The sequence below is a fragment of the Pedobacter folensis genome (assembly GCF_056490665.1).
The window spans coordinates 280,499-299,202 of the sequence record NZ_JBWJIF010000004.1 but is presented as its reverse complement, the minus strand read 5'-3'; the positions used below and the strand labels follow the sequence as shown (position 1 = coordinate 299,202).

Sequence of the window (18,704 nt, the reverse complement as noted above, 5' to 3'; positions counted from 1 at the left end):
CCTCATTGCCTTGGATTTAAACCCAAGGCAATAAAAAATAAAAATCCACGTAGGGGTAAATCTCTTATGAGTTGTATTAGCTCTAAATTAACAAATAGAGATACTATGATTCCTGCATTAATTATTTGGCTCTGCAAGAAATATCTTGCTCCAAAAACCTACAAAACCTTCTCATCCAAAAGTCCAATCAATCCAAAAAGCATTGCTTTGGTGCTTTTTCTCATCTGTTCGTTTTCATCGGCGTTTGCACAGCAGCGTAAATTTAATATCAAGCGCAATGGCGAAGTAATTGGTCAGCTTTATTTTCATCAAAAAGATGAGGGTGATAATGTTTATTTAAAAATCACCTCAAAGGTGCAGACCCGTTTCGTTTTTAAAATCGATGTAGAAACGGAAGATGTAGCGCATTTTAAAAATGGAAAGTTACTCACTTCAAATGTAAACAGAGTAGTAAATGGTAATGCCAAAGAGGCCAGGAAAACAAGCTGGATCAATAATGTTTATCAGCTCAGAACAGGTGATAAAATCAGCACGATAAACCAGCCAATCAGTTATAACATGATGCTTTTGTACATCAAAGAGCCTGTAAATATTCCCGAAATATATTCTGATAATTTTCAATGTTTTATCCCCATTCAAAAAAGTGGCGCACATCAGTACAGGATTAATCTTCCCGATGGAAATTATAACGATTACCACTTCGAAAATGGAATATGCAAACTGGTTGTGGTAAATCATTCATTGTACACCATTAGGATGGAAAGGGTTTAATATGGAAACAGTAGCAAATAAATACCTGAGGGTTTTGGTTACAGGGGCATCAGGCTTTATCGGCCGGAAATTAAGTTTTGCATTGGCAGAAATGGGTTACGATGTAGTGGCCCTCTGTAGGGATGTGAATCATCCTTTTCTTATCCGGCACCGCAATATCCAGTTTGTTAGAGGTGATGTTTTAGATCCTGAAAGTTTAGAAAATGCCATGAAAGAATGTTACCAGGTTTACCATACTGCTGCGATGGCCAAAATGTGGTGCAGAAACGAGCAGGATTTTTATGATATTAATGTAACCGGGACTAGAAATGTACTCAATTGCGCATTAAAACTGGGCGTAGAAAAGGTTGTGCATACTTCAACCTGTGGGGTGTGGGGGCCGACATTAAATTTGCCGGTTTCGGAGAACGACCCAAGGGCTGTTGGCTTTCCGATCAGTTACGAACGCACAAAATACCTGGCCGAATTAGAAGTTAAGGAATTTGTAAAAAAAGGGCTGGAAGTGGTGATTGTAAACCCATCAAGGGTATATGGAGATGGACCAATTACCGATAGCAATACAGTGAGTAAAATGGTCACGGGTTATCTAAAGGGTACCTGGCATTTTATTCCGGGTGATGGAAAAGCAATTGCCAACTATGCTTTTGTTGATGATGTCGTAGATGGGCATATTGCAGCCATGCAGCATGGCAGGAATGGCGAACGGTATATTTTGGGTGGGGTTGATGTGTCATTTAACGGGTTCTTCAGTACCTTAAGACAAATCACGGGCAAAAAAAGAAGTCTGTATAAAATTCCGGTGAACATCATTAAAGCTTACAGTGTACTGGAATCTTTAAAATCGAGGATTTTTAATCTTAGCCCATTTTTCCTGCCTGAGTTTGCCGATAGGTTGAAATGCAACCAGCAATATTCAAGCAATAAAGCCATTGCCGAATTAAATTACCGGATAACGCCTTTTGCTATCGGACTATGGAAGACTGTGAACCATTTTCAAAGTAATTAATTAAACCATCGTCCTCGTTTGCAACGAGGATGATAGAGGTTCACATTTGTAATGTGGTGGTAAGGCTCGAAAGTCGATGCAATCGACATTCACGTACGTCCTCGTTACAAACGAGGACGATATATAAAATAAAAAAATAACCGCTATAAATGGATATAAAATGAAACAATTAACAGTATTGATTACGGGTGCAAGTGAAGGTTTGGGTAAATCTTTTGCCATCGAATCGGCCAAACGCGGGCTAGGTTTGGTGTTGGTTTCGCTGCCGAATAGTGGATTGGAACATTTAGCGAATTACCTTCGAGTAAACTTTAACAGCAAGGTATGCTGTATTGAAATGGATTTAACCAAAAGTACTTCCGCCAGCGAAATATTCGAGAAGCTAAAAGCGCATAAAATTGAGGTTAATGTTTTGATCAATAATGCGGGTTTAGGGAACTGGAGTTGGTTTGAAGATAAAAATGTCGATTTTTATAGAACACAGATCGACCTTAACATTACCAATACGGTGTTGCTTACACGGTTATTTTTAAATCATATTGATAAAAGTATGGCCAGCTATATTTTAAATGTGGGCAGTTTAGGAGGGCATTTTATTGTTCCGAAAAAGCAGGTGTACGGCGCAACCAAATCTTTTATCGGTTATTTTACCCGTTGTTTGCAGCTCGAATTAAGCGGTACAAATGTGCATATCAGTTTACTTAGTCCGGGAGGCATAAACACCAAGCCAGAATTATTGGTGATGAACAATGAGTTGAAAGGTTTTGCCAAAGCCACTATTTTAGAGGCCGATTATGTGGCCAAAACAGCAATAGATGGTATGCTGAAAGGGAAGAAAGAAATTATACCAGGTTTTGCCAACCGCTTTTTAATGGTGTTGGATAAAATTATGCCAGGCTTTTTAAAAGAAATTATAATTAGGCGTAAATTGAAATCGATTTTAACAACTTAGATTTTAAACCGAATCTGTGAGGTTTTAAAACTTTGCAGATTTAGCTTTATGGAAAGTAAGGATACCCATCTGATCGGATTAATTAAAAGCGGCAATAAGCAGGCTTTCGACGAAGTGTTTTTAAAACATTTCAAGAGTTTGCATGCCTATGCTTTTACCATAATTAAAGAAAAAGATGATGCAGAAGAAATTGTTCAGAATGTGTTTGTGCGCATCTGGACAAAAAGAGAGCAACTTAAAACAGATGGGTTTTTGAAATCATTTCTCTATCGTTCAGTACACAACGAAAGCCTAAATTACTTGAAACATCAAAAAGTGAGATCGAATTTTAACATTCATTATGCCGATGCAGTGAAAAACGATACAGGGAATTTAAATACAGAGATCATGGCAACAGAACTGGAAAAGAATATCCATTCGGCAATAAACGAGCTGCCCGAAAAATGCAGGAATGTGTTTCAGTTGAGCAGGTTCGACCAGATGAAATATCAGGAAATTGCCGATGCACTAAATATTTCGATCAAAACGGTAGAAAACCAGATGGGAAAGGCGCTAAAAATTTTACGCCTTAGGGTGGTCGATTTCCTGATCCTCATTTTTATTTTATTGAAATAAGCTTATGGATAAAAACTATACACATATTAACGATGATTTGCTGGCAAAATACTTGCTTGGAGAGGCCACTGTGGCCGAAGGTGAGCAGGTTGAAGCATGGGCAGCATCAAACCCTGATCACTATAAACAGTTAGAAGATTTCAGGACAATACTGGAGAAAAGTAAACTGCAGATTGATCCCGAAATTGATGAACACCAGGCTTTAGAAAGGTTGAATATTCGTTTACAGCACGAGAAAAAAACGTTCAGCTATAAATTCGTTTTACGTTGGGTAGCCATTGTCGCAATTGTTTTGAGTGCGGGTTTATTCTTTTACAATAATTTAATTGGCCATAAAATAAATGTAAATAGCGGCGAAAGCACTTTAACACAAACATTTCCTGACGGTTCTACAGCAATCCTGAATAAACAATCTGAACTTTCTTTTGTAGGGGGATTTTTTAATAAAACCCGTAATGTTAAACTAAAGGGAGAAGCCTTTTTTAAAGTCAGCGCCAATAAGTCGAAACCATTTATTATTAGTGTTAATGATGTGCGGGTCACTGTTGTAGGCACGGCCTTTAATGTGAAAAGTGATGGAACAGCCGTTGTGGTAATTGTAGAAAGTGGAATCGTTAAGGTAAACAACCGAAATGATAGTGTGCGTTTAACTGCCGGCGAAAAAGTAGAAGTGAGTCAAAATCAAGCCCATCTATCAAAGGGTGAAAATCAGGGCAAGTTGTACAATTACTATTATACAAACGAACTGGTTTGCGATGGAACACCGCTTCGCGATCTAGTTGAAGTGCTCAATGAAAAATTTAAATCCAATATTGTTATCGTAAATCCTGCATTAAAGGCACTCCCAATCAGCACAACCTTTAAAAGCGAATCGCTTAAAGAAATCCTGAATGTAATTGCCGAGACTTTTAAAATAAGGGTAGAGTATGGGCAGGATGTGATCAAACTTAAATAAGAACCAATGCGTACGCTCAAAATTACTGTTCTTTTTCTCTTTATTTTCTGTTCATTAGTACGGGCCCAGTCGAATTTATCCAGAAACATCAGCCTCAATATCGAGCAACAAAAATTAAGTTCCGTATTGGCAATGATAGAAAAGAAAGGCGGCTTCAGGTTTTCTTATAACAGCAATATATTGCCGGTTGACAGTTTGATTAGTATTCATGAAAATAACCTGACTATTGCCGAAACACTGGACAAAATATTAAACCATAGGTTCGAATATCGTCAATCGGGTAATTTTGTAATTATCAGGTATGCACCGCTCGAATTGCTTTTATTGGTGAATGAATCAGTGGGTAGCCCCGAGCTTTATACCATTACAGGCCAGGTAGTAGACAAACGGACCAATAAACCTATTCAAGACGCCAGTATTTATGAACGAAACCTGTTGGTTTCTGAAATATCGGATGGAAACGGTTATTTTTCCATGCGGTTAAAAAATATCACGCAACCCATATCATTAACCGTAAGCAAGGAGAACTATAAATCTACGGTTACCCATTTTCTGGCAGAGGTGAATATTACGAATAGAAAGGAAAATCCAGCAGAAAGATTTATCAGCGGAAATTTAGATGATGTAGAAAAAACATGGTTGGGTAATACACTGGTTACGGCTCAACAAAAAATCCAGTCAATCAATATCGGTGGTTTTATTTCAAAGGCTCCCTTTCAATTTTCACTTATTCCAGGTTTAAACTCTCATGGTTCGTTGAGTGGGCAGGTGGTGAACAAATTTTCGCTTAATGTTATAGGGGCTTATAGCGCAGGAGTAGATGGAGGTGAAATTGGTTTTATTTTTAATATTAATAAAAGTAATGTACGGTATTTTCAGTTTGGAGGAGCATTTAATTTAGTTGGTGGAAACGTTAAGGGTGTTCAGATTGCAGGTTTATTTAACGATGTAAAGGGCGGTGCCGAAGCGCTACAAGTTGCAACTGGGTTTAACCGTATCGGCAAAAACTTTAGAGGGGTTCAAGTTGGTGGCATTGGGAATTCGATTAAAAATAGTTTTAATGGCGCACAGTTTTCTGCTGGGATTAATATCATAGGCGATACTTTAAAAGGTATTCAGGTCGGCGCTTTTAACCTGGTTGACAAAGAGACAAAAGGTGTGCAAATAGGAGTTGGAGGAAACATTGTAAACGGTAGAACCAGTGGAATACAGATTGGCGGTATTGCTAATATCAACCATGAAACCAGTGGATTAAATCTTGCTGTACTCGCCAATTTTACTTCACAAACTGCGAGCGGATTTCAGGTTGGAGCGATTAATTATGCCAAAAACTTAAAAGGCATTCAACTTGGGATACTAAATGTTTCGAATGAAAATGACGGCTATTCAATCGGACTCATCAATGTTGCATTAAAAGGTTATCATAAATTTAGTTTCAGTACCAATGAAAGCACAACTTATAATGTGGCATATAAAGGTGGAAGTAATCGTTTATACAATATGCTGATGTTTGGCACTAACAAAAAATCTGCTGAAAAAGCATATACCGGCGGCTTGGGTTTTGGCAAGGAAATCAGATTGTTTGGAAGTGTTTCCCTAAATCCTGAAATAAGTTCTCAATATGTATATCAAGGCAGTTGGGATTACCTCAATTTGCTGAATAAATTTGAGCTGCCGATAAACATCCGGTTAAATAAATGGCTGGCCATACAGGGCGGTCCATCGGTTAATATTTATTACACTAAACAAAACACCAGGATCGGTGGATTTGGTTTATTGCAGGAAAAACATCAAGATTTCTCTTTTAACAATTCGAGATATACCGGTTGGTTGGGGTGGAATGTTGGGTTGGTCATTTTATAAAAATAGCCTTGGGTTTAAACCCAAGGCTATTAAATGATATTTATTTTGTTTTAGATTAGGCAGTCAGTACTCCTAACTGTTTAATGGTCAAACTCACCTGCATTCCTGGCTGATTCTTCATCAGATACCAGTTTCCTTACCTTCTTTTTATCTAACCACAATACCAGTGCTGGCAATAAAGTTAAATTGAAAATTAAGGCGACCAATAAGGTGATGGATAGGAGTAAGCCTAGTACTACCGTTCCTCCGAAAGTAGAAGCCGTAAAAATTCCGAAGCCAAAGAATAAAATTAAAGCAATGTGCGTCATGCTCACACCTGTTTCGGTAATGGTATCGGTAATCACTTTCGGTACGCTGAAATTGGTCAGGTTTAATTCCTGCTGATAACGCGTTAAGAAATAAATAGTTTGATCGGAAGCTAAACCAAAGGCAATGGTGAAAATTAATATGGTTGAAGGTTTTAGGGAAATTCCAAAATAACCCATAATCCCCGCGGTAATAATTAAAGGAACAATGTTGGGCAACAGCGAAATGAACATAATACCCAAACTCTTAAATTGGGCAAGCCTTAAAAGAGAAATCAATACGATGGCAAGTGCAATACTTTCCACCAAATGCCTTAACATATAATCGGTTCCTTTAGAAAAAATAATGCTCGATCCGGTCAGTTCTACATCAAACTTAGATGGAGGTAAAATGCTGTCAATACGCGGTTTTAACTCGAGCATAATTGCATCCAAACGTTTGGAGCCAACATCAGCCATTTGAAAACTGATCCTTGTACTCTGGTTTCCTTTGCTGATGAAGTTGGTTAACAGATTTGCATTTCCCTTGCCGCCGTTGGCAATGTAGGCCAGAATAAAATTCTTTTCTAAATTATCCGGTAAACGGAAAAAGGTAGAGTCATTATTGTAGAAGGCCTGTGTAGCATATTTCAGACCCATATTTACCGAAATAGAACGCGAAAATTCAGGATAGGAAGAAATCATTTTTTCCAGTTTCTCCATTCTTTTCAGGTTGGTTAAATTGAAAACACCATTCTTTTTCTTGGTATCAACACTAACTTCCAGCGGTAAAATGCCTTCAAAATTTTTCTCAAAGAATTTTAAATCTGTTAAAATCTCTGAATTTTTAGGCAGGTCATCAACCACGTAGCCATTCACATTAATTTTCATTACCCCAATAAAGGCAATGATGGAGATAATAATTGTTCCGATATAAATCAAGCCACTTTTGTGTTGAACAAGTGTATCGGTTTTAACCAGTAACTTGTGTAAAAATCCTTCCTCAACATGTGTTTGTGCTTTAAGTTTTGGTGCTGGTAAGTAGCTAAAGATAATCGGGATTAAACATAAACACATTAACCAGGTAACCATTACATTAATGGAGGCCACGCTGCCAAATTGCATCAAAAGTTCACTTCCGGTAAAGTACAACACGCCAAATCCGATAGCTGCAGTAATATTCGCAATTAGCGTGGTAATGGCAATTCTTTCTATGGTTACGCTTAAGGCACGCTGTTTATCGCCGTCTTTTCTAAGTTCATTCTGGTATTTATTCAACAATAAAATACTGTTAGGGATACCAATAATTACAATAAGCGGTGGAATCAATCCTGTTAAAATGGTCAGTTCAAAACCAAATAACACCAGTGTGCCGATACTCCAGATTACACCCATTACCACTACTAAAATGGGGAAGAACACTGCGTAAAATTTCTTGAAGAAAAACAATAAAATTAGTGCAGAAACCAGGATCGATAAACCTAAAAACAGTACAAATTCGTTACTGACCAGTTTACTTACTGCGGTGCGGATATAAGGCAGGCCTGAAATATGCACCTGAATTTTTGTTGCCGTTTGAAAAGCTTTTGCCTTAGCCTCAATTTCTTTTAAGATAGGATTACGTTCGGCAGTGTTTAATATTTTCGTGTCGAAAGTAATGGCCATTAAAGTTGCATTCTGACGGTTGTAAACCAGTCCTTCGAAAAAAGGATTGCTATAAATGGTATTCTTGATTGAATCCATCTCGGCATCGGTTTTAACCAAACCACCAGGTAAGGGCTTTAAAACAAATTTTTGGTTCACCGTATCTTTTTCCAGTTGAAAAATCCTTCCTGATGATAAAACCTGCTTAATGCCTTTTAACTTCTGGATATCGTTAGAAAGCTGAACCCATTGGTTGTACACTTCTTTTTTAAAAATATCAGGCGATTGTATACCTACCACCATCACACTCCCATCTTCACCGAAGGTCTTTTTAAAAGCATTATATTTTACAAATGCGCTATCGGTAACGGGCAGGATTTTGCTCCCGGTGTAGGAGAGTTTTACATTTTTGGCCTGATAAGCCATAAAAATTGTTCCTAATACGAAAAATACGATGATTGCGATACGGTTCTGAAGAATAAATCTCGATAGCTTAACCCACATGTGCAGCTTAGTTTTTAATAATAATATAACGGCAAAACTAATCTTATTTGTAAAACGTGATTACTTTTTGCACAATTAAATTTGCACAAATAACATACTTTTGAAAAAATTGTTTTAATCGCATGTTGCACAAAGTTAGAGGCATTGTTTTAAAGACGACAAACTACAGTGAAAGTAGTGTGGTGGTGCAGGTGCTTACCGATAAATTTGGCATGCAGTCTTACCTCATTAATGGTGTTAAAAAACCAAAGGCAAAGATTAAAATGAACATGCTGCAATCGCTCCATTTGCTGGATATGGTGGTTTATCATAAAACAAATACCAATATTCAAAGGGTATCGGAAGTTCGGCAAACGCCGGTTTTTAAAAGCATTCCTTATGATATGATTAAAACCAGTATCGTTATTTTTTTAAATGAGGTATTGTATAAAAGCATCAGGCAACAATCGGCCGATGAGAGTTTGTTCGATTATATTTTTAATTCGATTGTCTGGTTTGATGAAATTGAAGAGATTAATCCCAATTTCCACTTGTCATTTTTGTTAAAACTCACCCGTTTTTTAGGTTTTTCGCCCAACGAGAAAAGAAGAAACGACCAGATTTATTTCGATTTACAAGAAGGTGAATTTACTTCCAGGTTACCTATTCACTCCAATTACCTCCAGTTGGAAGATGCCCTTGGGTTTATTTCGCTTTTTCATACACCGCTCGAAAAAATTTCTGAAATAAAAATGAGCAATACACAACGGCGTTTTTTGTTAGATAAGATATTGGTTTTCTATACCTTACATACAGCGTCGTTCGGGGTGGTACAATCGCATAAAATCCTCGAAACTTTGTTAAGTTGAAAAAAAAGAAAAAAAGATTTGCAGAACAGTTTTATAGCGCTATATTTGCATTCCCAAACGGAGGATGGGGCATTAAGTTTGAAAATATAAAAAGGGAAATTAGCTCAGCTGGTTCAGAGCACCTCGTTTACACCGAGGGGGTCGGGGGTTCGAACCCCTCATTTCCCACCAAGCCTTTCAGTACAACTGGAAGGCTTTTTTATAAAAATTTGAAATACCCAAAAGGGAAATTAGCTCAGCTGGTTCAGAGCACCTCGTTTACACCGAGGGGGTCGGGGGTTCGAACCCCTCATTTCCCACAAAAGACAAATAAAGCCATTGGATTCCAATGGCTTTTGTCGTTTAAAATATTTATAGTAAACAGTCACTCTCTCTTTTATGGTTTAATCTGTTACTTTTAAATGTTGAATTTGTCCATCAATAATATCAAAATGAAATTTTAATGTAATCGGGCTTCCGGGAAATGTACCCGAACACGCTGCAGATAAGATACTCGTCGTACCATTTTCAGTATATTCAAGAGGTTTCATCACTGATTGGTATTTTTTGTTTGCCTCTTCTATCATATGCTGGATTTCAACCCTTCCTTTATGGGGCTTACCTTCATCAAGCATTACTCCGGTTTCTGAAAAACAATTGGCATAGGCAACACTGTCAAATTCGTTCTGTGCTTTTATCAGGTCAATTATTACTTTTGGTAAGTTCATTGTTATTATTTTTAGAGATTATTAAATTGTGGGTACTGTGCCACCATCGATTACAAATTCTGTTCCTGTTAAATAACTGGCTCTTGGTGAAACAAGGAAACCAACTAATTCAGCTACTTCTTCCGGTTCGGCAGGCCTGCCATAAGGTATTCCACCCAATGCATCCATAACACTTTGTTGAGCTTCTTCTACAGTACTATTTGCATTTCTTGCAATCTCGCCCAACCAGGCTTTCGATGCTGTTGTATTTATCCATCCCGGCGAAACAGTTAGTACGCGAATACCTTTAGGTATGACTTCATTTGATAAACTTTTACTATAATTTATTAATCCTGCTTTTGCAGCGGCATATGGCAAAGTAGAATCATACAAAGGCAATCTGCCTTGAATTGAAGCGATGTGGATAATGATACCGCTTTTTTGATCTATCATTTGTGGTAAGAATCCCCTGTCTAAGCGAACAGGAGCAAGCAGATTAGCCTGCAGGGTTGATACCCAGTCTTCATCAGTTAACGCGCTGAAGCCACCAGCTGGTGTTGTTGAAGAACCGAGGTTGTTCACAAGAATGTCTAGTCTCCCGTAAGTAGACAATACTTCACTGACTACTTTTTGTGCTCCTTTTTCCGTACTTAAATCAGAAGGAATAAAATGCAGTTTGTTGTTTTCTTTTTCTGCCGCGTTTCTGGCAGTAATAATTACCGTTGCGCCTGCTTGCAGCAGCCTTTCCGCTATTGCCTTTCCTGCTCCTTTTGTACCTCCTGTTACTAAGGTAATCTTGCCTGATAATTCATTTTGATAATCCATCTTATATAGTATTTTTAAATTTCTTTGTACAAATCTCGGAAGTACGTTAGTTCCTCGCAAGTAAGGAGTTACGATTCATATAGGGATAAATTATTCCCCTATTGTACGTATAGGAACATAGGATTACTTTTGTAATATGTATGAGAGAAAAACAATGCCGAACTTGAATTGTGGTCTTGATCTGATAGGTGAAGTACTTTACGGCAAATGGAAGATACGCTTGCTATGGTTTATAAATGAAGGCCATAAAAGACCAAGTGAATTGCAGCGTAAAATACCGGATGCTACGCGCAGGGTTTTAAATATTCAACTGAAGGAATTAGAGGAGCATGAACTTGTTTCAAAGATTATTTACCCTGTTGTGCCTCCCAAAGTCGAATATAGCCTGACAGATTTTGGAAAAACACTAATTCCTGTAATTTCAGCCATCGGGAATTGGGGAGATGAGCATGAAGAACGTTTAAGGTCGCTCATTTTAAAACGTTTAGACTAAATCGCCAAAAAAATACTACTTAGGTTAAAATAATTGGCATCAATTATTTTAACCACTATTATTTACCTTATTCAATTATATATCCGAAATTGCCTGCCGATAAACAGTGGCAAATGTTCGGTAAAATTATCAGGTTCATTTTTTTTGGAAACTACTTCGTGGGCATTCTGGCTGTTGCGCTCACGCTCGAAGCAACCTTCCAATTAAGGCTGCCGCTTAATTCATTAAATTACTACCTGTTGCTTTTTCTGGCACCAACCATCTATTATACCTACGCTTACAATAAGGTTTCTACCAAACCATCTACGACTAATCCCCGCAATCAGTGGTATTTCAAGCATAAGCGGTTTATCAACTGGAGTCAGGCAGTGCTTTTTGTTATTTGCATGCTGCTGGCCATCAACCTGCTCTACCAAAACTTTCAGCATATCCTGGCTTTGCCAATTAGTTATTGGGTGGCCATATTGATCATCATCACCGCAGGAGGATTATACTATGGTTTATTGCCCAGATCTTTTCTCCAATTTAACCTGCGTAATACAGGCTGGTTAAAAGCTTTTGTTATCGGTTTTGTGTGGGCCTGCTGTGCCAACGTGCTGCCTTTAATTATGCTTAAAATTGAAACAGGGGTTGGTTACCACGATTCTGTACTTTGGACCTGGTTATTTATTAAAAATTGGATGTTTTGCACGGTAAATGCAATCATTTTTGATATTAAAGATTACCCAACTGATGCCAATAAACATTTAAGAACATTTGTAGTACGCTACGGTCTGCGCAGAACAATTTTCAGTATACTGATTCCATTGCTGATTATTGGCTTAATTTCTTTGGGCATATTTGCGCGTTACAAAGGTTTCGGATTGCCGCAGGTTTTATTTAATGTGCTGCCTTTTATCCTCACTATTTACGTGGCCTATTCCATGCACAGAAGAAAAAATATTCTTTATTATTTGATGGTCATCGATGGACTCATTTTGTTTAAAGCGATATGCGGAATAATCGGAATGCAGTTTGTACAATAGGGGTTAATGGTTTAAATCGGTTAGGGGTTAATCGGTGTTATGTCAATTAACCAATTTCAACAATTAAACAGTTAACCAATGAATAACAACTACGATAAATTAGCAAACCATTACGATACTTTAAGTCGTTTGGTGTTTTTTAAATCGCAGGTGAATGCGCAGATCAATCAACTTCAATATATTCAGGAGAATAGCCATATATTAATTGTAGGCGGTGGTACCGGGTGGATTTTGGAAGAACTGGCGAAGGTTTACACCAGCGGATTAAAAATTGTTTACGTAGAAATATCTGCCAAAATGATTGCGCTTTCTCAAAAACGAAACCATAAAGAGAATCAGGTCGAATTCGTAAACCTTGGCATCGAGGATTTTAAAACTGATCTGTTATTTGATGTAATTTTAACACCTTTTTTATTTGATAATTTTGCGGAGCAACGGGCTGTAAAAGTATTCAGGCAGTTACATGACTATTTAAAGAAAGAGGGATTATGGTTTCTGGTCGATTTTTCACTCAACAAAATCAATGGAAACTGGTGGAAATGGCTGCTGCTCAAATCCATGTACGGCTTTTTTAGATTGTTAGGTATTGTAGAAGCGGATGAGCTTATCGATATGAATCCTTATTTTTTCAAAGCCAGTTATCTGATTGTGGAAGAACGACTCTATTATGGCGGTTTTATCAAGGCAACAATCTTCAGGAAATAAAAATGACATTAATTTAATGCAATAATGTTGCATTTGTGTATTCGTTTTGGATCTTTGTAATAAAAGATTTAGATATGGATTTGGATGTAATCATTATTGGCGGAAGCTATGCTGGCTTATCTGCAGCTTTAACTTTGGGCAGGGCCACGAGAAATGTTTTGGTCATCGATGCGGGCAAACCGTGTAACAGGCAAACCCCGCATTCGCATAATTTTTTAACGCACGATGGTGATAAACCTGCTGATATTGCTAAAGCTGCGAAGACAGAAGTGCTGAAATACCCAACAGTCAGATTTTTAGAAGGGAAAGTTATTTCGGCCAGGAAAATAGATGGAGGTTTTAGCGTTGAGATAGCGAAGGGTGAAGATTTTACGGCACGGAAAATATTATTGGCTACAGGTTTAAAAGATGTACTACCTAACATTAAAGGTTTAGCTGAGTGTTGGGCCATTTCTGCTATACATTGCCCTTATTGCCACGGCTACGAGGTGAAGGGTGAAAAAATAGGGCTGTTAATGAATGGCGAACATGCATTTGAGATGGCCAAAACCCTGAACCATTGGAATAAAGATTTAACGATATTAACTAACGGTAAATCGCAGCTAAGCGCCGAGCAGACTGAAAAATTAAAAGCTAAATCAATCACCGTCATAGAAGATGAAGTTGTTGAACTGCTGCAAAATAATGGCTATCTTGAAGGGGTTGTTTTTAAAAACGGCGAAAAATTGGCTTTGAAAGCGATATACGTAAAATCCGATGTGGAACAACATTTCAATTTCAACGAGCAGCTCGGATTTGAACTCACAGATTTAAAAACAATAAAAGTTGATGAGCAGCAGCAAAGTACTGCCAAAGGCGTTTATGCCGCAGGAGATTGTGCAACCCTGTTCAGGTCGCTATCTATCATTACAGCTGCAGGAACAATGGCTGCAGTGGTGATGAATAAGGAAATGATTTCTGAAGATTTTTGATCAATCATCGGAAATTAAAATAAAATTGCACCAACAATGGTGGCAATAAATATTGCTGCGATCACAATTCTATCGGCAGTAATCCATTGCGCTCTTGTGAGTGGTGTAAAGCTTTTTTTTACGGTCTCTGCTTTATGCCTTGAAAGCCTGAAAACGGATGTGTCTAATTTAATAAGCATAGGGATGAGTTTAATAGGGTTAATTTCCTTAAGACAAATCCCAAGCCAAAAATTAAGAAAAATGTGGAATTGTTAATAACTTATATTTTTTTGTTATTCAACTGATATTTATGCGTTTATCAATACCATAAGGCGAATAAATAGCCGATTAAGCTGTATAGAAAATGAAACAGCTTAATCGTGCCAGATGTATAGTAATGAGTTTATTACCTATAGTTCTTTCTGCTCTTCCTGGGCTTTTAGTTTGCTATTCTTTTTGCCGTACCAGAAGTAAATGGCTAAGCCAATAATTAACCAAACCGCCAGCCTCAGCCAGGTTTCCCAGGGTAAAAATACCATCATGGCAATGCAGGTTAAAATGCCTAAAATGGGGATTAAGGGTACAAATGGAACTTTAAACGGGCGTTTAGCTTTAGGATTTGTTTTTCTTAAGATCAGGATGCCCACGCAAACCATTAAAAATGCCAGTAAGGTACCTATGCTTGTCATTTCGCCTACCACATTCATGGGGACAAATGCCGCAAAAAGTCCAATAAATACACAAAGGATAATGTTCGATTTGTAAGGTGTTTTAAATTTTGCATGTACATCAGAAAACATTTTTGGCAATAAGCCATCCTTACTAATGGAATAGAACATCCGCGATTGCGCCATTAAATCGATCAAGATTACCGAAGTATAACCGATCAAAATGGCCAGAATAATCGCCTGACTTAGCCATGCATAAGGTGTTTTTTCGATGGCAATGGCAACGGGGGCACCGCTGTTGGCAAATTCTTTATAATTGGCCAGGCCAGTCATCACGTGCCCGAACAGACCGAATAAAACCGTGCAAACCAGCAACGATCCAATGATACCGATGGGTAAATCGCGGGCTGGGTTCTTCGTTTCCTGCGCCGATGCAGCAACAGCATCGAAACCTATAAATACGAAAAAGACTAAACCAGCGCCACGTAAAACGCCGCTCCAGCCAAACTGACCAAAGGTCCCGGTATTTTCGGGGATGTAGGGATGGTAGTTGGCCGGATCGATATATTGCCAGCCCAGCGCAATAAAAACCAATACCACACCAACTTTAAGAAACACAATTATCCCGTTTACAATGGCCGAGCCTTTGGTACCGCGGATTAATATGGCTGTCATTAATACCACCACCAATGCTGCGGGGATGTTAATGATGCCATTAACGGTAGAACCATCGGCCAGTTTAGCTGTTTCGAAAGGGGATAAGGTTAACTGCGGAGGGAGATAAATATGCAGGCTGGCCAAAAATTTGGTTAAATACTGCGACCAGCTGATGGCTACGGTAGCACAACCCACAGAATATTCCAACACCAGATCCCAGCCTATAATCCAGGCGAAAAGCTCGCCCATGGTGGCGTAAGAATAGGTATAGGCACTACCCGCAACCGGAATCATGGATGCAAATTCAGCATAACATAAAGCTGCAAAACCACAACCCAATGCTGCAATAACAAAAGATAGTGTAACTGCTGGCCCGGAGTGGTTGGCCGCGGCCAAACCTGTAATCGAAAATAAACCTGCACCAAGCGTTAAACCTACGCCAATTAAAATAAGGTTAATGGGGCCTAAGGTTCTTTTTAGGCTTCCTTCGCCACTCTCGTTTGCCTCAGCAACTATGCTGGCAATAGATTTTTTCATGAAAATAAGTTAAGACGCTGCAAAATTATTAAAATATATTAATTCTATAGTATTTATATATATTATTCGTGTGTGGCCTAAGAGGTTTAAAAGGGTAGGTATACGGGCAGACTTTGGGACACTAAAGCAGGGAGAATGAATTTCTTTTTTTGGAAAATTTGCGTGCCACTTTTCATAGGGGCCTGCAGTCCCGCCATCGCTTGTAGTCCTCTCCCGATGAAAAATCGGGCTGCGGGCTACCCGCTCTGTCGGGTTTATTTACGAGGGGCTGTTCTGGCATTAACCCGAAAGCCATTAATAGTAACACCAGCCCTATCCACCTTAAACCTGATAGAACCAAATAGCTCCCGATTTTATCGGATATTTTATATTTAAAAGCGTCTCTAAATCGGGACTATGGGTGATAGCAGGGCTACAAAAACCGAAGGATTACAGGACCCTGCATTTCTAAAAAGCATTAAAAATTTTCAACTTTTACAGAATTATTTCCAGAACACAAAATTTAATTTAAAATTATTTAGTTGATAATCAGTGTTTTGTAAATTTACTTTGATTTATTTTAGTACTATGTATTGCATGGTAGTATATAAAACATATATCTTTGTTATATGATAGCAGAAAATACGCAAACACAAATGCGGAAGGGAATTCTGGAGTACTGTGTTTTATCAATCATCTCCCGGGGCGAAATATATGCTTCGGATATTATTGCCGAATTAAGGACGGCAAAGCTATTGGTGGTTGAGGGTACATTATATCCATTATTAACCAGGCTTAAAAACAATGGTTTGTTAAGCTACAACTGGGTAGAATCTACCTCAGGCCCACCGCGTAAATATTATACCTTAACCGAAGATGGCCGCGGTATTTTATCACAATTAGATCAAACCTGGCAGGAGCTGGCTTATGCTGTAGGTATTTCACAAAAAGGAGTCAATTCATAAATATTAAAAAGGAAATGGAAAAGACCATCATCATCAATATAGGGAACACGATTATTCATATTGAAGAAAGTGCTTACGAACTCTTAAAGGCCTACCTGAACGAAGTAAAACAATATTTTGCCAACCATGCAGATGACCTTGAAATTGTAACGGATATTGAAAACCGGATTGCGGAACTGTTAACCGAGCAATTAGAAGAGCAGAAAAAACAAGTGGTAGATTCGACCAACGTAAATTCGGTGATTGCGCAAATGGGTAAGGTGCAGGATTTTGATACCGTAGAAGAAGGTGAAGAGGAACCTGTAATGAACAGCGGTTACCAGCACCAGTATGTAGAGAAAAAATTGTACCGCGATATGAACGACCGCGTGGTAGCAGGGGTTTGTGCAGGTATTGCGCATTATGTAAACGCCGATCCTAAGTGGATTAGACTGGCAACATTGCTGATCAGCATAGCAGGTGGATTTGGACTATTGGTGTATGCCATCCTTTGGATCATTATGCCAAAGGCTAAATCGCGTATCGAAAGAATGGAAATGAAAGGTGAACCTGCGAATCTTCAGGGATTTCAGAAAAACCTGGATGAAGAATTACAAGCCGTTAAGGAGCGTTTAGGTGAAGTAAATAAACATGCCCAGCCTATATTTGCCCGTTTAGGGAATTTTATCGGAGAGTTTTTCGAGTGGCTTGGCCGGTTTATTTCGGGTACCGGAAAAGTGATTTTTAAGATCATTGCGGGTTTCATCGTTGTGTTTGGTGTACTCTTTTTAATTATTTTAATTATAGGTACGGCCGCTTTTCAGGGATTTTGGGATGCCAGTATTTACGAATATTTCCCTTTTTCTATTATTAATGAAGGCAATAGGGGGGCAATTTTATTTGGTGCATTTATTGTTTGCTTTGTGCCGGTTTTAGCCCTGGTGTTATTCTCGATCAGGGTAGCTTTTAACAAACAGGCCATTAACAAAACACTTTCTTTTGCGCTGTTAATTATCTGGCTGGCGGGTGTAGCCATTACAGGTTATCAGGCAGCTAAAATATCATCAGAATTTAAGCAACATGCGGAGTTAACGCAAACAACCGACCTGAAAGCTTATCCGGTATATACCATCAATATCGATAAAAGTAAATATTTCAGCAAAGAAGATAGCGTGGCTTACCACATTGATGCGAATAATCGCCATCAGATTGTAGTTGATGATTTTGAAGACGGACCTTTTGTTTCACCGAACCATATTCGCATTGATATTAACAAGAGTGAAACTGGTGTTACCCGTTTAACACAGAAATACGAATCGCAGGGTAAAACTTTTCAAAGTGCCTTGCAAAATGCGCAGAACATTAGCTACAATTATGTTGTGAAAGATTCTGAACTGATTTTTAGTCCGCGGTTTCAATTGAGAAAGGGAACCATTTGGAGAAACCAGGAAGTAAGGTTAAATCTTGAAATTCCGGTGGGTACAAAATTAATTTTAAAGCAGGATGCTTACCGCTATGTTAATAATTATTGGACTTGGGAATGTAACGACAGCGAAAATGATCATAACGATTCCAGCGTATGGATTATGACTGATGATGGTTTGAAATGCGTGGCAAAATTAAAAGAAGAGGCGTTAAAAAAGGAAAAGCTAGAGCAGGAGCTACGTGATTTAGACCATTTGCGTCAAGATAAACCTAATGATACCCTTTACCAGGATTCCGTATCAAACCGAATTAAAGAAGTTAAAGAAGAGTTGGGTATAACGCCTGAATAATTGTTGCGTCATTTCGAG

18 protein-coding genes and 2 tRNA genes are annotated in these 18,704 nt (G+C 38.3%); 15 read left to right on the top strand and 5 right to left on the bottom strand.

Annotation, left to right across the window (positions count from 1 at the left end; all coding sequences use genetic code 11):
- The first annotated feature begins 105 nt into the window (after window positions 1-105).
- From AC04QZ_RS21005 to AC04QZ_RS20980, 6 genes are all read left to right on the top strand, one after another.
- On the top strand, window positions 106-771 hold the full coding sequence (locus AC04QZ_RS21005; protein WP_478359341.1) for a DUF6134 family protein: 666 nt from the start codon (window positions 106-108) through the stop codon (window positions 769-771).
- Between the two features lies 1 nt (window position 772).
- Window positions 773-1,777 carry an NAD-dependent epimerase/dehydratase family protein gene (locus AC04QZ_RS21000; RefSeq protein ID WP_478359340.1) on the top strand — a complete coding sequence of 335 codons (1,005 nt, stop codon included), beginning with the start codon at window positions 773-775 and terminating at the stop codon, window positions 1,775-1,777.
- 160 nt (window positions 1,778-1,937) lie between these two features.
- Entirely contained in the window at window positions 1,938-2,729 is a 792-nt protein-coding gene (locus AC04QZ_RS20995) for an SDR family NAD(P)-dependent oxidoreductase (protein WP_478359339.1), read from the top strand.
- A 48-nt stretch (window positions 2,730-2,777) separates the two neighbouring features.
- Window positions 2,778-3,344: an RNA polymerase sigma-70 factor gene (locus tag AC04QZ_RS20990; RefSeq protein ID WP_478359338.1), complete on the top strand. Its 567-nt coding sequence runs from the start codon at window positions 2,778-2,780 to the stop codon at window positions 3,342-3,344.
- Window positions 3,345-3,348: 4 nt separating this feature from the next.
- Window positions 3,349-4,299 carry a FecR domain-containing protein gene (locus AC04QZ_RS20985; RefSeq protein WP_478359337.1) on the top strand — a complete coding sequence of 317 codons (951 nt, stop codon included), beginning with the start codon at window positions 3,349-3,351 and terminating at the stop codon, window positions 4,297-4,299.
- A gap of 6 nt (window positions 4,300-4,305) precedes the next feature.
- Entirely contained in the window at window positions 4,306-6,162 is a 1,857-nt protein-coding gene (locus tag AC04QZ_RS20980; RefSeq protein ID WP_478359336.1) for an STN and carboxypeptidase regulatory-like domain-containing protein, read from the top strand.
- 80 nt (window positions 6,163-6,242) lie between these two features.
- Here AC04QZ_RS20980 and AC04QZ_RS20975 read toward each other — a convergent pair whose 3' ends face one another.
- A complete protein-coding gene (locus AC04QZ_RS20975) occupies window positions 6,243-8,594 on the bottom strand; it encodes an efflux RND transporter permease subunit (RefSeq protein WP_478359335.1) in 2,352 nt (783 codons plus the stop codon).
- Window positions 8,595-8,716: 122 nt separating this feature from the next.
- Between AC04QZ_RS20975 and recO the strand changes: the two genes are divergently transcribed.
- From recO to AC04QZ_RS20960, 3 genes are all read left to right on the top strand, one after another.
- Entirely contained in the window at window positions 8,717-9,442 is a 726-nt protein-coding gene (gene recO, locus AC04QZ_RS20970) for a DNA repair protein RecO (RefSeq protein WP_478359334.1), read from the top strand.
- A gap of 93 nt (window positions 9,443-9,535) precedes the next feature.
- Window positions 9,536-9,613: transfer RNA gene (locus tag AC04QZ_RS20965), tRNA-Val, on the top strand.
- A 53-nt stretch (window positions 9,614-9,666) separates the two neighbouring features.
- Window positions 9,667-9,741 (top strand) — tRNA-Val (locus AC04QZ_RS20960).
- A gap of 84 nt (window positions 9,742-9,825) precedes the next feature.
- Here AC04QZ_RS20960 and AC04QZ_RS20955 read toward each other — a convergent pair.
- Together AC04QZ_RS20955 and AC04QZ_RS20950 are read right to left on the bottom strand one after the other, a co-directional pair.
- On the bottom strand, window positions 9,826-10,149 hold the full coding sequence (locus AC04QZ_RS20955) for a nuclear transport factor 2 family protein (protein WP_478359333.1): 324 nt from the start codon (window positions 10,147-10,149) through the stop codon (window positions 9,826-9,828).
- A 21-nt stretch (window positions 10,150-10,170) separates the two neighbouring features.
- A complete protein-coding gene (locus AC04QZ_RS20950) occupies window positions 10,171-10,953 on the bottom strand; it encodes an SDR family oxidoreductase (RefSeq protein WP_478359332.1) in 783 nt (260 codons plus the stop codon).
- A 136-nt stretch (window positions 10,954-11,089) separates the two neighbouring features.
- Here AC04QZ_RS20950 and AC04QZ_RS20945 point away from each other — a divergent pair, with 136 nt between their 5' ends.
- The 4 genes from AC04QZ_RS20945 to AC04QZ_RS20930 all read left to right on the top strand — a co-directional run bounded on the left by AC04QZ_RS20945 (window position 11,090) and on the right by AC04QZ_RS20930 (window position 14,147).
- Window positions 11,090-11,446 (top strand): winged helix-turn-helix transcriptional regulator, encoded by a 357-nt coding sequence (locus AC04QZ_RS20945; RefSeq protein ID WP_478359331.1) that lies wholly within the window; start codon window positions 11,090-11,092, stop codon window positions 11,444-11,446.
- Between the two features lie 113 nt (window positions 11,447-11,559).
- The gene (locus AC04QZ_RS20940; RefSeq protein WP_478359330.1) at window positions 11,560-12,471 is read left to right on the top strand and encodes a UbiA prenyltransferase family protein; all 912 of its coding nucleotides are present in this window, start codon (window positions 11,560-11,562) and stop codon (window positions 12,469-12,471) included.
- A 78-nt stretch (window positions 12,472-12,549) separates the two neighbouring features.
- Window positions 12,550-13,176: a class I SAM-dependent methyltransferase gene (locus AC04QZ_RS20935; protein ID WP_478359329.1), complete on the top strand. Its 627-nt coding sequence runs from the start codon at window positions 12,550-12,552 to the stop codon at window positions 13,174-13,176.
- A gap of 74 nt (window positions 13,177-13,250) precedes the next feature.
- Window positions 13,251-14,147 (top strand): NAD(P)/FAD-dependent oxidoreductase, encoded by an 897-nt coding sequence (locus AC04QZ_RS20930; protein WP_478359328.1) that lies wholly within the window; start codon window positions 13,251-13,253, stop codon window positions 14,145-14,147.
- A 14-nt stretch (window positions 14,148-14,161) separates the two neighbouring features.
- Here AC04QZ_RS20930 and AC04QZ_RS20925 read toward each other — a convergent pair whose 3' ends face one another.
- Together AC04QZ_RS20925 and AC04QZ_RS20920 are read right to left on the bottom strand one after the other, a co-directional pair.
- Window positions 14,162-14,326 carry a hypothetical protein gene (locus AC04QZ_RS20925; protein WP_478359327.1) on the bottom strand — a complete coding sequence of 55 codons (165 nt, stop codon included), beginning with the start codon at window positions 14,324-14,326 and terminating at the stop codon, window positions 14,162-14,164.
- A gap of 210 nt (window positions 14,327-14,536) precedes the next feature.
- Window positions 14,537-15,988, bottom strand: a complete 1,452-nt coding sequence (locus tag AC04QZ_RS20920) for an amino acid permease (RefSeq protein ID WP_478359326.1) — start codon at window positions 15,986-15,988, stop codon at window positions 14,537-14,539.
- A 608-nt stretch (window positions 15,989-16,596) separates the two neighbouring features.
- On the opposite strand from AC04QZ_RS20920, the gene AC04QZ_RS20915 reads away from it, so the two are divergent.
- Together AC04QZ_RS20915 and AC04QZ_RS20910 are read left to right on the top strand one after the other, a co-directional pair.
- On the top strand, window positions 16,597-16,932 hold the full coding sequence (locus tag AC04QZ_RS20915) for a PadR family transcriptional regulator (RefSeq protein ID WP_478359325.1): 336 nt from the start codon (window positions 16,597-16,599) through the stop codon (window positions 16,930-16,932).
- 14 nt (window positions 16,933-16,946) lie between these two features.
- Window positions 16,947-18,686, top strand: coding sequence for a PspC domain-containing protein (locus tag AC04QZ_RS20910; protein ID WP_478359324.1), 1,740 nt, complete (start codon window positions 16,947-16,949; stop codon window positions 18,684-18,686).
- Window positions 18,687-18,704 lie beyond the last annotated feature (18 nt).

Excerpts from the sequence above, each read along its gene's own strand:
- AC04QZ_RS21005 (WP_478359341.1), top strand. The coding sequence starts at position 106 with ATGATTCCTGCATTAATTATTTGGCTCTGCAAGAAATATCTTGCTCCA.
- AC04QZ_RS21000 (WP_478359340.1), top strand. The coding sequence starts at position 773 with ATGGAAACAGTAGCAAATAAATACCTGAGGGTTTTGGTTACAGGGGCA.
- AC04QZ_RS20995 (WP_478359339.1), top strand. The coding sequence starts at position 1,938 with ATGAAACAATTAACAGTATTGATTACGGGTGCAAGTGAAGGTTTGGGT.
- AC04QZ_RS20990 (WP_478359338.1), top strand. The coding sequence starts at position 2,778 with ATGGAAAGTAAGGATACCCATCTGATCGGATTAATTAAAAGCGGCAAT.
- AC04QZ_RS20985 (WP_478359337.1), top strand. The coding sequence starts at position 3,349 with ATGGATAAAAACTATACACATATTAACGATGATTTGCTGGCAAAATAC.
- AC04QZ_RS20980 (WP_478359336.1), top strand. The coding sequence starts at position 4,306 with ATGCGTACGCTCAAAATTACTGTTCTTTTTCTCTTTATTTTCTGTTCA.
- AC04QZ_RS20975 (WP_478359335.1), bottom strand. The coding sequence starts at position 8,594 with ATGTGGGTTAAGCTATCGAGATTTATTCTTCAGAACCGTATCGCAATC.
- recO (WP_478359334.1), top strand. The coding sequence starts at position 8,717 with ATGTTGCACAAAGTTAGAGGCATTGTTTTAAAGACGACAAACTACAGT.
- AC04QZ_RS20955 (WP_478359333.1), bottom strand. The coding sequence starts at position 10,149 with ATGAACTTACCAAAAGTAATAATTGACCTGATAAAAGCACAGAACGAA.
- AC04QZ_RS20950 (WP_478359332.1), bottom strand. The coding sequence starts at position 10,953 with ATGGATTATCAAAATGAATTATCAGGCAAGATTACCTTAGTAACAGGA.
- AC04QZ_RS20945 (WP_478359331.1), top strand. The coding sequence starts at position 11,090 with ATGTATGAGAGAAAAACAATGCCGAACTTGAATTGTGGTCTTGATCTG.
- AC04QZ_RS20940 (WP_478359330.1), top strand. The coding sequence starts at position 11,560 with ATGTTCGGTAAAATTATCAGGTTCATTTTTTTTGGAAACTACTTCGTG.
- AC04QZ_RS20935 (WP_478359329.1), top strand. The coding sequence starts at position 12,550 with ATGAATAACAACTACGATAAATTAGCAAACCATTACGATACTTTAAGT.
- AC04QZ_RS20930 (WP_478359328.1), top strand. The coding sequence starts at position 13,251 with ATGGATTTGGATGTAATCATTATTGGCGGAAGCTATGCTGGCTTATCT.
- AC04QZ_RS20925 (WP_478359327.1), bottom strand. The coding sequence starts at position 14,326 with ATGCTTATTAAATTAGACACATCCGTTTTCAGGCTTTCAAGGCATAAA.
- AC04QZ_RS20920 (WP_478359326.1), bottom strand. The coding sequence starts at position 15,988 with ATGAAAAAATCTATTGCCAGCATAGTTGCTGAGGCAAACGAGAGTGGC.
- AC04QZ_RS20915 (WP_478359325.1), top strand. The coding sequence starts at position 16,597 with ATGATAGCAGAAAATACGCAAACACAAATGCGGAAGGGAATTCTGGAG.
- AC04QZ_RS20910 (WP_478359324.1), top strand. The coding sequence starts at position 16,947 with ATGGAAAAGACCATCATCATCAATATAGGGAACACGATTATTCATATT.